The sequence below is a fragment of the Micromonospora sp. NPDC005710 genome (assembly GCF_040630995.1).
In the GTDB taxonomy this organism is placed as follows: domain Bacteria; phylum Actinomycetota; class Actinomycetes; order Mycobacteriales; family Micromonosporaceae; genus Micromonospora.
Genome location: NZ_JBEXYP010000002.1, coordinates 1 through 13,092, shown reverse-complemented (window position 1 = coordinate 13,092; position 13,092 = coordinate 1). Strand labels below are relative to the sequence as shown.

At 72.2% G+C, this 13,092-nt stretch carries 12 protein-coding genes and 1 pseudogene; 8 read left to right on the top strand and 5 right to left on the bottom strand.

What is annotated here, in order from left to right; all coding sequences use genetic code 11:
- The first annotated feature begins 29 nt into the window (after window positions 1-29).
- The 5 genes from ABZ406_RS02385 to ABZ406_RS02365 all read left to right on the top strand — a co-directional run bounded on the left by ABZ406_RS02385 (window position 30) and on the right by ABZ406_RS02365 (window position 6,224).
- Entirely contained in the window at window positions 30-755 is a 726-nt protein-coding gene (locus ABZ406_RS02385) for an ABC transporter ATP-binding protein (protein ID WP_357755901.1), read from the top strand.
- The gene (locus ABZ406_RS02380) at window positions 755-1,645 is read left to right on the top strand and encodes a branched-chain amino acid ABC transporter permease (protein ID WP_357755491.1); all 891 of its coding nucleotides are present in this window, start codon (window positions 755-757) and stop codon (window positions 1,643-1,645) included. Before ABZ406_RS02385 ends, ABZ406_RS02380 begins: the two co-directional genes overlap by 1 nt.
- Window positions 1,642-2,754 (top strand): branched-chain amino acid ABC transporter permease, encoded by a 1,113-nt coding sequence (locus ABZ406_RS02375; protein ID WP_357755490.1) that lies wholly within the window; start codon window positions 1,642-1,644, stop codon window positions 2,752-2,754. The genes ABZ406_RS02380 and ABZ406_RS02375 overlap by 4 nt, the downstream gene beginning before the upstream one ends.
- 114 nt (window positions 2,755-2,868) lie before the next feature.
- Entirely contained in the window at window positions 2,869-4,992 is a 2,124-nt protein-coding gene (locus ABZ406_RS02370; protein ID WP_357755488.1) for a DEAD/DEAH box helicase, read from the top strand.
- Between the two features lie 299 nt (window positions 4,993-5,291).
- A complete protein-coding gene (locus tag ABZ406_RS02365; RefSeq protein WP_357755900.1) occupies window positions 5,292-6,224 on the top strand; it encodes a hypothetical protein in 933 nt (310 codons plus the stop codon).
- A gap of 98 nt (window positions 6,225-6,322) precedes the next feature.
- On the opposite strand, the gene ABZ406_RS02360 is transcribed toward ABZ406_RS02365, so the two are convergent.
- Window positions 6,323-6,739 carry a helix-turn-helix domain-containing protein gene (locus tag ABZ406_RS02360; RefSeq protein WP_357755486.1) on the bottom strand — a complete coding sequence of 139 codons (417 nt, stop codon included), beginning with the start codon at window positions 6,737-6,739 and terminating at the stop codon, window positions 6,323-6,325.
- 249 nt (window positions 6,740-6,988) lie between these two features.
- On the opposite strand from ABZ406_RS02360, the gene ABZ406_RS02355 reads away from it, so the two are divergent.
- Window positions 6,989-7,438 (top strand): hypothetical protein, encoded by a 450-nt coding sequence (locus ABZ406_RS02355; protein WP_357755484.1) that lies wholly within the window; start codon window positions 6,989-6,991, stop codon window positions 7,436-7,438.
- Here the strand turns inward: ABZ406_RS02355 and ABZ406_RS02350 are convergent.
- On the bottom strand, window positions 7,435-8,610 hold the full coding sequence (locus tag ABZ406_RS02350; protein WP_357755482.1) for an SAM-dependent methyltransferase: 1,176 nt from the start codon (window positions 8,608-8,610) through the stop codon (window positions 7,435-7,437). The two genes, ABZ406_RS02355 and ABZ406_RS02350, sit on opposite strands and share 4 nt — an antisense overlap.
- Before the next feature lie 89 nt (window positions 8,611-8,699).
- Entirely contained in the window at window positions 8,700-10,439 is a 1,740-nt protein-coding gene (locus ABZ406_RS02345) for a DEAD/DEAH box helicase (RefSeq protein ID WP_357755480.1), read from the bottom strand.
- A 385-nt stretch (window positions 10,440-10,824) separates the two neighbouring features.
- Here ABZ406_RS02345 and ABZ406_RS02340 point away from each other — a divergent pair, with 385 nt between their 5' ends.
- Window positions 10,825-11,460 (top strand): ferritin-like fold-containing protein, encoded by a 636-nt coding sequence (locus tag ABZ406_RS02340; RefSeq protein WP_357755478.1) that lies wholly within the window; start codon window positions 10,825-10,827, stop codon window positions 11,458-11,460.
- Window positions 11,461-11,526: 66 nt separating this feature from the next.
- On the opposite strand, the gene ABZ406_RS02335 is transcribed toward ABZ406_RS02340, so the two are convergent.
- Both ABZ406_RS02335 and ABZ406_RS02330 read right to left on the bottom strand, forming a co-directional pair.
- On the bottom strand, window positions 11,527-11,754 hold the full coding sequence (locus tag ABZ406_RS02335) for a DUF3107 domain-containing protein (protein ID WP_179781071.1): 228 nt from the start codon (window positions 11,752-11,754) through the stop codon (window positions 11,527-11,529).
- A gap of 64 nt (window positions 11,755-11,818) precedes the next feature.
- Complete coding sequence (locus ABZ406_RS02330) at window positions 11,819-12,457, bottom strand: TetR/AcrR family transcriptional regulator (RefSeq protein ID WP_110563158.1); 639 nt, start codon at window positions 12,455-12,457, stop codon at window positions 11,819-11,821.
- A gap of 149 nt (window positions 12,458-12,606) precedes the next feature.
- On the opposite strand from ABZ406_RS02330, the pseudogene ABZ406_RS02325 reads away from it, so the two are divergent.
- Window positions 12,607-13,092 (top strand): annotated as a pseudogene (locus ABZ406_RS02325) (hypothetical protein); the annotation flags it as partial.

Sequence of the window (13,092 nt, the reverse complement as noted above, 5' to 3'; positions counted from 1 at the left end):
CCCCGCAGTCGCGAACGGAAGCAGCTCAGCTGGAACCCGTTCTCAGTGTGGAGGAGCTGTCGGTCCGGATCTCCGGGCTGCACATCCTCCAGGGGGTGTCCTTCACTGTCGCCCCGACCGGCGTGACGGTCCTGCTCGGTCGCAACGGCGTCGGCAAGACCACGACGCTGCGCGCGATCGTCGGCCTCACCCCGCCCGCCGGGGAGGTCCGTGGCACCATCCGGATGGGCGCGCAGAGCCTGCTGGCCCGGCCGACGCACCGGCTGGTCCGCGGCGGGCTCGGCTACGTGCCCGAGGACCGCTGCGTGTTCGCCGGCCTCACCGTCGCCGAGAACCTGCGGCTCGCCGAGCGGCGCGGCACCACCCCGGCGTACGACAAGGTCTTCGCGCTCTTTCCGGAGCTGGACCGGCGCGGACGGCAACGGGCTGGTTCGCTCTCCGGCGGGCAGCAGCAGATGCTCGCCATCGGCCGGGTGCTGCTCAACGACAACCGGCTGCTGCTCGTCGACGAGCCGACCAAGGGGTTGGCGCCGAAGGTGGTGACCGAGGTGGCCGAGGTGTTGGAGCGGGTCGCGGAGTCGGTGCCGGTGCTGCTGGTCGAGCAGAACCTGGCCGTCGTACGCCGACTGGCCCGCGACGCCGTGGTGCTGGCCGCCGGCAAGGTGGCCTGGACCGGCGACGCCCGTGAGCTGCTGTTGGAGACCGCGTTGACGAAGTCGCTGCTCGGTGTCGGCTCGGCGGAGGTGAAACACTGATGGGCACCGTGATCCTGTTGGCGCTGACCGGGCTCGGCCTGGCGGCGCTGTACTTCCTGGTCGCCTCCGGCCTGTCCCTGGTCTTCGGCCTGGCCGACGTGCTCAACTTCGCGCACGGGCTGTTCCTCGGCGTCGGCGCGTACGGCACCTGGTGGGCGGCGAGCAACCTCCCGGGCGCCGGCCCGGACGGGTTCGGCTTCGTGTTGGCTGTCGCCTTCGGGGTGGCCGCCGGCACGCTGGTGGCGATCCTCGTCGAGCTGGTGCTGATCCGCCCGCTGTACTCCCGCACCATCGAGCAGGTGCTGGTCACCGTCGGGCTGTCGCTGGCGGGGGTGGCGCTGCTCCAGGCCACCTGGGGTGCGGACGCGCGGCCGTTCCCACGTCCGGACTGGACCCGGCAGGTGACCGGGATCCTCGGCGCGCAGGTGCCGAACGGTGGCCTGCTGCTGATCATCGCCGCGGTGCTGGTGCTCGGCGCGATCCTGGCGTTCCTGCGCTGGACCCGGTACGGCCTGGTGATCCGGGCCGGCGTGGAAAACCGGGAGATGGTGACCGCGCTGGGCATCGACGTCCGCAAGGCGTTCACCCTGGTCTTCGCGATCGGCGGGGCGGCTGCCGCGCTCGCCGGGGCGCTCGGCGGGGTCTACTTCGGCACCGTCTCGCCCGGGCAGGGCGGCTCGCTGCTGATCTTCGCGTTCATCGTGGTGGTGATCGGTGGGATGGGCTCGGTCGTCGGCTCCGCGTACGCGGCGGTCGTGGTCGGGTTGGTGCAGCAGTTCGTCAACTACTACGGCACGTCCGGGCTGGGCGACATCTGCGTGGTCGGGCTGCTGGCCGTGGTGCTGCTGCTGCGCCCGCAGGGCATCGCCGGAAAGGTGGCAACGGCATGACGGTGATCGACGCGCCTCCCGCACAGGTGCCTGACGAGTTGACCCCGCAGCGGGGGCGGTGGCACCGGGTCCGCCCGTTCCTGCCGCTCGTCGCGCTCGTCGTGCTGGCGATCCTGCCGTACTCGACGATGTCCCTGCCCGGGATCTTCGAAGGGCCGGTCAACTCGCCCGGCACCCTTCAGATCCTCGCCATCTGCCTGATCTTCGGCGGGTTGGCGGCCGGGTACGACCTGCTCTTCGGCCGCACCGGGATGCTGTCCTTCGGGCACGCGCTGTACTTCGCCGCCGGTGTCTATGGCACCGACATCCTGGTCACCCGGGCCGGCCTGCCGCTGTGGCAGGCGGCGCTGCTGACCATCACCGGCGGCATCATCCTCGCCGCGCTGCTCGGCGCTGTGGCGCTGCGCACTGTGGGCATCGCGTTCGCCATGGTCACGTTGGCCTTCGCCCAGGTGGGGGCCATCCTGGTGGCCCGGGACTTCGGTGGGCTCACCGGAGGCGAGGAGGGCTTGCCGCTCGACGTGTCCGGGCTGCCCGCCGGGCTGGTGGGAGTGACGAACACCGTCAACCTGTACTGGTTGGCGCTGGCGTACCTGACCATCGTGGTCTTCGTGGTGCACCGGGTCAGCGGGTCACCGACCGGTCGGGTGCTCGCCGGGCTGCGCGACGACGAGCGGCGGATCGGCGTGCTCGGGCTGGACCCGTACCGCTACAAGCTGGTGGCGTTCACACTGGCCGGCGGCCTGGCGTCGGCGGGCGGGGTGGTCTACGTCCTGATCGTCGGCGGCGCGTCGCCGCACATCACGTCCTCCGAGCTGACCCTGTCGCTGCTGGTCATGGTGGTGCTCGGCGGGCCGGGCACCCGGTGGGGTCCGGTGCTCGGCGGTGTCCTCTACATGTACCTGGACCACCGGCTCACCGCCTTCGGCACGAGCGACGCCGTGGACAACCTGCCGGCCTTCCTCAGTCACCCGTTGAGCCAGCCGCTGTTCGTCCTGGGCACCGTCTTCATCCTGGCCGTCTACTTCTTCCCCGGCGGCCTGACCAGCCTCGCCCCCCGCCTGTCCCACCTGACCCGAGCCCTGAAACCCCCCACCCGCCGCCCCTGACCCCGCCCCCCTGAGCCCTGTTGATCAAGGGCTTTGCGTCAGAATCCGCCCGAACGATGACGCAAAGCTCTTGATCAACAGGGGGATGACGGACGGCGCTGGTAGAAATGCCGGGTGGAGACAGCAGAGCGGGCAGGCGTACGGGAGCGGGCCGAGGCGGTGCTGCGCCGGCTGGCCGGTGACCACGCCCGGCTGCGCGAGGACCAGTGGCGGGCCATCGAGGCGCTGGTCGTCGACCGGCGACGGGTGCTCTGCGTCCAGCGCACCGGGTGGGGCAAGTCGGCCGTCTACTTCGTTGCCACCGCGCTGCTGCGGGACGGCGGGGAGCACGGCCCGACCGTGATCGTCTCGCCGCTGCTGGCGTTGATGCGCAACCAGGTCGAGGCTGCCGCCCGAGCTGGCATCCGGGCCCGCACGATCAACTCGGCGAACCTCGACGAGTGGGACGAGATCACCGCCGAGATCCAGACCGGCGCTGTGGACGTCCTGCTGATCAGCCCGGAACGCCTCAACAACCCGGACTTCCGCGACGGCGTCCTGCCCAAGCTGGCCGCGACCACCGGCCTGCTGGTGGTCGACGAGGCGCACTGCGTCTCCGACTGGGGGCACGACTTCCGGCCGGACTACCGGCGGCTGCGCACGTTCCTCGCCGAGTTGCCCGAGCGCACCCCCGTGCTGGCGACCACAGCGACCGCCAACGCCCGCGTCACCCAGGACGTCGCCGAGCAGCTGGGCGACGCCCTCATCCTGCGCGGCACCCTGGACCGCGAGTCACTGCGCCTCGGGGTGCTCGACCTGCCCAGCCCGGCGCACCGGCTGGCCTGGCTCGCCGACCACCTGGACCAGCTGCCCGGCTCCGGCATCGTCTACACGCTCACCGTTGCGGCAGCGGGCGAGACGGCCGAGTTCCTACGCTCCCGGGGCTACCCGGTCGCCTCGTACAGCGGGCAGTCCGACGACGCCGACCGACGGGCCGCCGAACAGGACCTGCTCGACAACAAGATCAAGGCGTTGGTCGCCACCAGCGCCCTCGGCATGGGCTTCGACAAGCCCGACCTGGGCTTCGTCGTCCACCTGGGCGCGCCTCCCTCGCCGATCGCGTACTACCAGCAGGTCGGCCGCGCCGGTCGCGCTGTCGAGCACGCCGAGGTGCTGCTCCTGCCCGGCGTCGAGGACGCCGCGATCTGGCGCTACTTCGCCTCGCTGGCGTTCCCACCGGAGGAGCAGGTCCGCGCCGTGCTGGCCGCTCTGCACACCGACCGCCCGCTCTCCACCCAGGCCCTCGAACCCCTCGTCGACCTGCGCCGGGCCCGCTTGGAGTTGATGCTCAAGGTGCTCGACGTGGACGGCGCGGTCCGCCGGGTGCGCGGTGGGTGGCTCGCCACCGGCGAGCCGTGGGTCTACGACGAGGCCCGGTTGCGCCGCGTCGCCGAGGCGCGCACCGTCGAACAACAGGCCATGCGGGAGTACGCGACCACGTCCGACTGCCGGATGCGGTATCTACGGGAGCGCCTGGACGACACCGAGGCGGTCGACTGCGGCCGGTGCGACAGGTGCGCCGACCCCCTGTTCGCCGCCGACATGTCGACGGCAGCGCTCGCCGCCGCGCAGACCTTCCTGGGTCGACCCGGCGTGGAGATCGCGCCGAAGAAGCTCTGGCCGACCGGTCTCGAGGCGGTGGGCGTACCCCTCAAGGGCCGGATCGCCCGGGCGGACCAGGCGCTGCCGGGCCGGGCCGTCGGGCGCCTCTCCGACCTGGGCTGGGGTGGTCGGCTACGTGCTCTCGTCGGCCCGGAAGCGCCGGACGCGGCGCTGCCCGACGACGTCGCCGGCGCGGTGGTGGAGGTGCTGAAGGCGTGGGCGCACGGCGACGACCCGTGGCCCCGCCGGCCCGTGGCGGTGGTCGCGGTCGGTTCCCGGCGGCGGCCCCGGCTGCTCGGCTCCCTCGCCGAGCGGATCGCCACAGTGGGTCGGCTTCCGCTGCTCGGCGAGGTCACCGCGGCCGGCTCCGGCGGGCCAGCCGGGCCGCGCGGCAACAGCGCCCAACGGGTACGCGCGCTGCACGACGCCTTCACCGTGCCGACCGACCTGTCCGACGCGTTGGCCGGGTTGGACGGCCCGGTGCTGCTCGTCGACGACCTGATCGACTCGGGCTGGACGATGACGCTCGTGGCCCGGGCCCTGCGCCGGGCCGGCGCACCGGACGTGCTCCCGCTCGCACTCGCCGTGGCTGGTTGACCGGGTGCCGTCGAGAGCCGGCCAGGGCTCGGTGGAAAGTTCCCGGGCGGCGCTGAATGCGACGGGCGCCACGCCACCCGGGCGTCGGCCTGGACCGGCCCCACCCGGCGGTAACGTGGGTGACATGACCGACCAGCAGCCCGTCACCCGCGCCTACTCTCGCGCGGGCACGGCCGCCGGCTACGCGCTGGGCGCTGGCCTTGCCTGACCGGGTGTCCGCGGTGCCGGTGTCTGACGAGGTCTCCGCGGTGCCGGTGTCTGACGAGGTCTCGGCGGTGGCTGCGGTGCCGGTGGCTGCGGTGCCGGTCTCTGACGGGAGCCCGGCTGGGCCGGACCGGAGCACCATCCGGTTGGCGCTCGTGGTCGGCGGGCTGGTGCTGGCCGTGCTCCTCGGCTTCGGCCTCGGCCGGCTGAACGTCAACGGTGCCGCCACCGGTAGCCCGTCGTCGGCAGCCGGCCACACCGACCCGCCGGGCGTCGCGCCGCACAACCACGGCTCCGCCGCGACCACCGATCAGGGCGCGGCGACCGAGCCGGGCGGTCTGGCGGTGAGCGCTGCCGGTCTCACCCTGGCCCCCCTGGCCACCGAGTTCGCGGCGGGCCGCCCCGGTCAACTGCGCTTCCAGGTGCGCGACGTGCAGCGCCGACCGGTCACCCGGTTCGCCATCGTGCACGACAAGCCGCTGCACCTCATCGTCGTCCGGCGGGACCTGACCGGTTACCAGCACCTGCACCCGACAATGGCGGCGGACGGCACCTGGTCGGTGCCGTTGACCCTCGCGCAGCCCGGCCTCTGGCGCGCGTACGCCGACTTCACTGTGGTCTCCGACAACGGCGCGCAGACAGCGGTGACTCTCGGCACGGATCTGGTGGCTCCCGGCGACTACCGGCCCCGTCCGCTTCCCGGGCCGGCCACCTCGACGGCAGTTGACGGCTTCACGGTCGGCTACCAGGGCACTCCGGAGGCCGGGGCGACGGTACCGCTGACCTTCCGGGTCGACGGCGCTGGCGGTGCCGCGCCCCTTCAGCGGTACCTCGGGGCGTACGGGCACCTGGTGGCACTGCGCGAGGGTGACCTCGGCTACCTGCACGTGCACCCGGAAACCGAGTTGGTGGACGGTCAGATCAAGTTCTGGTTGACCATTCCCGGTCCGGGCCGCTACCGCCTCTACCTGGACTTCCAGGTGAACGCCGAGGTCCGAACCGCCGAGTTCACCGTCACGGTCCCCTAGGCCCGGCCACGCCGCTGCCCTCTGTTGATCATGGGGTTTGCGTCTTCCGCTGCGGCGTGTCGTGACGCCAACTCCAAGATCAACGCCCCCGGGCGGGGTTAGCTGGCTCGGCGGATGGGGCGGCGGGCCAGGTAGCGGAGCAGGTCGCGGATGTGGTGTTTCTCCTCGGCGGGGACCGTCGGGTCGGCCAGCCGGTCCAGGATGGCCCGGACGTCGGCCTCGACCGGGCCGTCGTCGTGGCGTCGGCGGGGCGTGGGCCCGGCGTCGGGCAGCCCGAGCGCGCGGAACGCGGCGGCGACCGGCAGATCCAGTGCGGAGCAGAAACCGCGTACCTTGGCCAACTCGGGATAGTCCTGCCAATCGCCGGCCAGCCAGCGGAACACGGTGGAGCGGCCCACGCCCGTGTGCGAGGCAAGATCCGTCACGGTCCAGCCGCGTTCGTCACGAGCGTCATCGATGGCACGCCGGACGAAGCGGGCGAAGGCCATCTGCGGTGATACGTCGGCGGATCCCATCCCTGTGTGTCTTCCCCCTATGGCCGGAGCGCCGGGACGATGCGCTTTCCGAGGGTAGTACGCCGACGGCCGGAAACAATTGACTGACCGCACAAACTGTCCCGTGGATGAGACTTTTCTCTGCGAGCCTGTGTGCAGAACGAAAATTGCATCGAGCGATCATCGTCTTTCTTCCACTAAGCTCGGTGCCCGTCCCGACCTGACGTCCGTCGCCCGTCGCGTCCGACCGGACCACCGCCGAGGAGCACCATGGCCGAATCGAGCCGCCCCCAGCCGTACCAGCCTGGTGCGGTGAGCCTCTTCTTCGTCGCCAAGGCCGGCGTCTTCGCGGCCGCGTTCTGGATCTGGTTGCTGGTTCTGGTGCTGCGCACCGACTCCGCCACCGGCCTCCAGATCCTGGCCGCCACCGGCACCATCACCACCACGCTCGTGGCAGTGCTGCTCGGTGCCCGGATGGCGTTGCAACACAACGCCGCCATCCGGCACGCCGAGGTGAAGAAGCTACTGGTGGACATCTCCTGGAACGCCTTCGCGGCAGCCGGCAACGCCGAGAGCGGAGGCAAAGTCGTACCATTCCCGACCGCCCCGGGCGACGGCGAGTGGGCCGCCCAGCGGCCCGGCGCCGACCGGGTGTCGGTCTTCGACCGCGGTCTCAGCGAGCGCCAGGGTGGCCGGGACCGCGGCGAGCGTCGGCGTTAGCCACCCACGGGCTCGGAGGCCGGCGCCTCCCCGGCGGCCAGCAGGGCCTCCAGCCGGGGGGTGACCTGCCACTGGTCCACCAGCTCGCGGTACTCGGCCCGCTGCGGTTCGGTCGCCCCGGCACCGGTACGACGTGCGCGGATCAGCAGATTACGCGGGGTGTGCTGCGAGTCCACGAACTCCACCACCTCGGCCCGGTAGCCGTGCACCCGCAGCAACCCGGCGCGGAGGGCGTCGGTGAGCACGTCGGCGAAGCGCTCGCGCAGGATGCCCTGCCGGGTCAGCAGCTCGTACGGGGCCGGGGCGGGGTGGGCGCGGAGCTGCTTCGCCAGGTCGTGGTGGCAGCACGGCGCGGCCAGCACCCAGCGGGCCTCCCAGCGCACCGCGCGGGCCAGCGCCTCGTCGGTGGCGGTGTCGCAGGCGTGCAGCGCCAGCACCAGATCGGGGGCGGGGTCGACGACGGCGTCGGCGATCGTCCCGGCCACGAAGCTGATCTGGTCGGCCCAGCCCAACCGCTGCGCCAGCTCGGTGTTGCGCCGCCGCTGGTCCTCCCGGACGTCCACGCCGACCAGCTGGACGTCGAGCCCCCGACCCGTCAGGTAGCGGTACGCGGCGAACGTCAGGTATGCGTTGCCGCAGCCCAGGTCGACCACCCGTAGCGCACCGGTCAGGTCGTCGGGCAGGGTCGCGGCCAGGGCCCGCAGGAACGCGTCGACCTGGCGGCGCTTGGCCGCCGAGCCGCCGATCTCGGCGAAGATCGGGTCACCCGGGTCGAGCAGGTATTCCTTGGCCCGGTCGTTTCCGGTGGGCGTCGCCGCCGGGCGGGACGTCGCGGCCCTGTGCACCTGCGCTTCGCCGGACTTGGTCACCCGGAGCTGAAGGGTCGCGTCGGCCGTCTCGACGTGCCAGTTGCCGAACGGCTCGGCGAGCAGCTCGTCGACCGCCGCAACGGCCTCGGGGCCGGAAGCCAGGTTCCGGGTGTACGGGCGGGCGCCGTCGGACGTGGTGATCTGCATCCGGGGCCCGGCCTTGAGCGTCACGGGCCGCAGTTCGGCCCGCTCGACTGTGGGGCGGCGGCCGCGGCGACGCCCGGCGGCGACCGCCCGGGTCAGCGCGGGGTCGAGCAGCAACGCCCGAACCTCGGTCAGGGCGGCGTCCAGTGGTTGCGGCATCGTTCCATTTTCGGCAGGTGGGGTGGGAGAAGGGAACATCCCCCGCACCGCGCGAGGCGGTGCGGGGGATGTCAGGTGTGGCCTGGTGGTCAGTCGGCGGTCGCCTCGGCCGGCGTACCCGCGTCGGAACCGCCACCACGGCGGCGCCGGCGGCGGCGCGGCTTGGTGGCCTCGCCGTCGGATGCGGCGGCCGGCTCGGCGGGGCCGGCGTCGGCGGAGATCACAGCGGTCGCCTCACCCGCCACCGTCTCGCCGGCCCGACGGCGACGCCGACGGCGCGGGGTACGGCTGCCTTCGTCGGCGACGTCGCCCACAGGTGCCTCGGCTGCCTCGGCGACGGCCGGCGTGCCGGCGACGGCCGGCGTGCCGGCATCGGAGCGGTCGCGGCGGCCATCGCCCCGACCACGGCGCTCGCCGCGACCCTCGCCACGGCTCTCACCGCGACCCTCGCCCCGGCTCTCACCGCGTCGGGGGCCCCGACCACCGCTGTCGCCCCGGCGGGAACGGTTCGTCCCACCCAGGTCCTCTTCGATCTCGGCGGACAGCCCGGCCCGGGTGCGCTCGGCGGTGGGCAGCGTGCCGCTGACCTCGGTCGAGATGTGCAGGTCGGTGTAGAGGTGCGGCGACGTGTGGTACGTCTCCGGCGGCTCCGGCATCTCCAGACCGAGGGTCTTGTCGATGATGCGCCAGCGCGGCATGTCGTCCCAGTCGACGAAGGTCACCGCGACACCCGTCGCGCCGGCCCGGCCGGTACGACCGATCCGGTGGGTGTAGGTGTCCTGGTCTTCCGGGCAGTCGTAGTTGATGACGTGAGTGACGCCGGTGACGTCCAGCCCGCGAGCCGCCACGTCGGTGGCGACCAGGATGTCGATCTTGCCGGCGCGGAAGGCCCGCAGAGCACGCTCGCGGGCGCCCTGGCCAAGGTCACCATGCACCGCGGCAACCGCGAACCCGCGGAAGTCGAGATCCTCGGCGACCCGGTCGGCGGCCCGCTTGGTACGCGTGAAGATCATGGTCAGCCCACGCCCCTCCGCCTGGAGGATGCGCGCCACCACCTCGACCTTGTTCATCGAGTGGGTGCGGTAGACCAACTGCTGGGTCTGCGGCGACGGGCCGGTCTCGGCGGTGTGCCCGGCGTGGATCGTCATCGGCTGGCGCAGGAAGCGCCGCGACAGGGTGACGATCGGGTCCGGCATGGTGGCCGAGAAGAGCATCGTCTGCCGGTCCTCCGGCAGCATCGCCAGGATCTTCTCGACGTCGTCGAGGAAGCCCAGGTCGAGCATCCGGTCGGCCTCGTCGAGGACGAGAGCGTGCACCCGGTCCAGCCGGAGGTGCTTCTGCTTCTGCAGGTCCATCAGTCGGCCGGGAGTGCCGACCAGGATCTCGACGCCCTTACGCAGCGCGTCGATCTGCGGCTCGTACGCCACGCCGCCGTAGATCGGCAGCACCCGGACGCCACGCGTCCGGCCGGCGGCGGCCAGATCCTTGGCGACCTGGATGCCCAGCTCACGGGTGGGGACGACGACAAGCGCCTGGGGGACACCGTCGCTGCCCTCGCCCGGGGCGAAAACCCGGTCGAGCAGGGGTACGCCGAAGCCGAGGGTCTTGCCGGTGCCGGTGGGCGCCTGACCGATCAGGTCGACGCCGCGAAGCGCGATCGGGATCGCGTACTCCTGGATGGCGAAGGCGCGGGTGATGCCGGCCGAGGCCAGGGCCTCGACGGTCTCGGCGCGGGCGCCGAGGGCGGCGAACGTGGGGGCCTCCGGTCGAACCGGGGCGGTGGGGGCCAGTTCCTGGCCGTCCAGCAAATCTTGAGTCAGGTCGCTCATGTGGATGTGGGGGTGCCCTCTCGTGGGTGCGCCCGTCATGTCCTCAGGGCGCGTTCGGTTTGACGCGGGCCACACGGTCGGCGGCAGACTGCCGAGCCGGACCGGGCCGCACGCGCGCCGCAGGCTGAGACTTCGATCAGATCGGCGCCCACGGCAACTGCTCCATGTTACCTGAACAGGTATGCCCCCGTCCCGATTCCCGGTCCGCCAACCGGCACGCGGGGCAAGCAAAGGTGACCCATGCCACAATCGCTCCCGTGCTCTGTCGTGTGCCCGCCCGACCGGTGCTGCCAGACAAAACGCCCAGTAAGCCCATATGCGGCACAACCATTCCCTGATCGACCGGGGACGGCGCAGGCACCTGTCGCACGGTAACCTGCCGCTCGTGTCTGCTCTCGCCGTCGCTGACCTGCTGGGTCTCGTCGCCTTCGGCGAGATGCTCGCCTCCGAGCGGATGGCCGGGGACGCCCGGCTCGCTCCCGACCTGCGCCGCCGGGTCGCGCTCAACGAGATGGCCGCAGCCGAGATCGCCAACTACCGGCGCCTCGCCGACCGGCTCACCGCGTTGGGCGTGCCGCCCGAAGAGGCGATGGCGCCCTATGTCGAGCCGGTGCAGGCGTACCACGACTCGACCGAGCCACGGAACTGGGCTGAAGTGGTCACCAAGGCGTACGTCGGCGACGCGATCAGCGACGACTTCGTTCGCGAGATCGCCGACGCGCTCGGGGAACCGGACCGGGCTCTGGTGCTGGACGTCCTGCACGACTCCCGGTACGCGGACTTCGCCGCCGCGGAGATCCGGGAGGCCGTCGCCGAGGACCCCCGGGTGGCCGGTCGGCTCTCGATGTGGGCACGGCGGCTGGTCGGTGAGGCGTTGTCCCAGGCCGGCCGCGTCGCCGCCGAGCGGGCCACCCTCACCGCGCTTGTCGCACGGGACGGCCGGGTCGACGTGCCGGGGCTGTTCGGCCGGCTCACCACCGCGCACACCGCGCGGATGGCCGCCGTGGGGCTGAACAACTGACCACCGGGCCGGTGCCGGCCTGCGGCAGGTGGGCCGAGTGCCGACCTGCCGCGATGGCCGGACCGGTCAGCGGACGGTGAAACCGACCGCCCGGGGCGACGCCTCGGCGATCTCGACGTAGGCGACCTTCTCGACCGGAACGATGACCCGCCGGCCCTTCTCGTCGGTCAGGGAGAGCGTGCCGCCGTTTCCGGCGAAGGCGTCGGTCACGATCTGCTCGATCTCGGCCGGCGACTGCGCGCTGTCCACTACCAGCTCGCGCGGCGCGTACTGCACGCCGATCTTGACCTCCACTGTGCCTCCTCAACTGGGGCGAAAGAACCGCCCTGCGAAGGCTATCCGATCACGGGGTCGGCGGTCAGGCTGACTCACCTTGCAACGGGAAGCTGGCGATGCCCCGCCAGGACAGCGCGGCCACCAACGCCTCGGCCTCTGCCTTCGGCACCTGCCGGCCGCCGGCCAGCCAGAACTGCGCTGCCGTCTCCGCCGCCCCGACCAGCCCGGAGGCCAGCAACTCGGCGTGCGCCCGGCTCACTCCGGTGTCGGAGATGATGGTGTCGGTGATGGCCGCGATGCAGCCCTGCTCGACCCGCTCCACCCGCTGCCGTACCGCCGGGTCGTTGCGCAGATCCGACTCGAAGACGAGCCGGAACGCCTCGCTCTCGTGGTCGACGAAGTCGAAGTACGCCCGCACCGACGCGCCGACCCGCTCCTTGTTGTCGCTCGTGCCGCGCATCGCGTCTTGCACCTGAGCGACGATGGCGTCACAGTGCGTGTCGAGCAACGCCAGGTAGAGATCCATCTTCCCGGGAAAGTGTTGGTAGAGCACCGGCTTCGACACCCCGGCCCGCTCGGCGATGTCGTCCATCGCGGCGGCGTGGTAGCCCTGCGCGACGAACACCTCCTGCGCCGCAGCAAGAAGCTGCTTACGACGCGCGGAGCGGGGCAGGCGGGTGGGCCGGCCGGCGGTCTGTGCACCGTTCCCCGCAGCGGTCATGGGATCCTCCGAGTTGTCCGTACGAGCCGGCATTTTCCCCCCAGACCGGGCGAGGCCCGTGACCTCGGTCCTGGAAATGGCCCGCCGCTGTAACTTATCGCCACTCTCGGCACACGGTAGCCTCAGCGGGGGCGACCAAGGAGCGCGCGGTGAGTGAAACAGGGCAACCCGGAGCCGCCACCCCGGGAGAGCACGGTGACGGCGCGGGTCAGCACGACGACCCGAGCCGTTCCGTCAGTGGGTGGGCACCTCCGGCGGGTGGGTGGCCCCGAGCCGCCGACCGCGAGGACGCCCGGGACGAGGGGCCCCGCTGGCAACCCGACCCCGCGTCGGGTTGGCGGACCTCCTCGACACGTCACGGCGACCTGCCATCGCCGCTGGTCGGGCACCCGGGTGACCCGGAGCCGCCGGCCCGCACCAATGGCCACCACGTCAACGGCGCGCACCACCCGGATGACGTCAACGGCGTCGCGCACAGTGGTCTCGAACCGCCAGCGGGCCGCCTCACGCCGGTGAGCGCACCTCCGGGGCTTCCCGTCACCTCGCGGCACGCCTCGGCCAGCACCCACCCACCCAACTGGACGATGAGGCCGGTCTCCTCGGCCAACCCGATGAAGCTGTCCGGCCGCAGCACC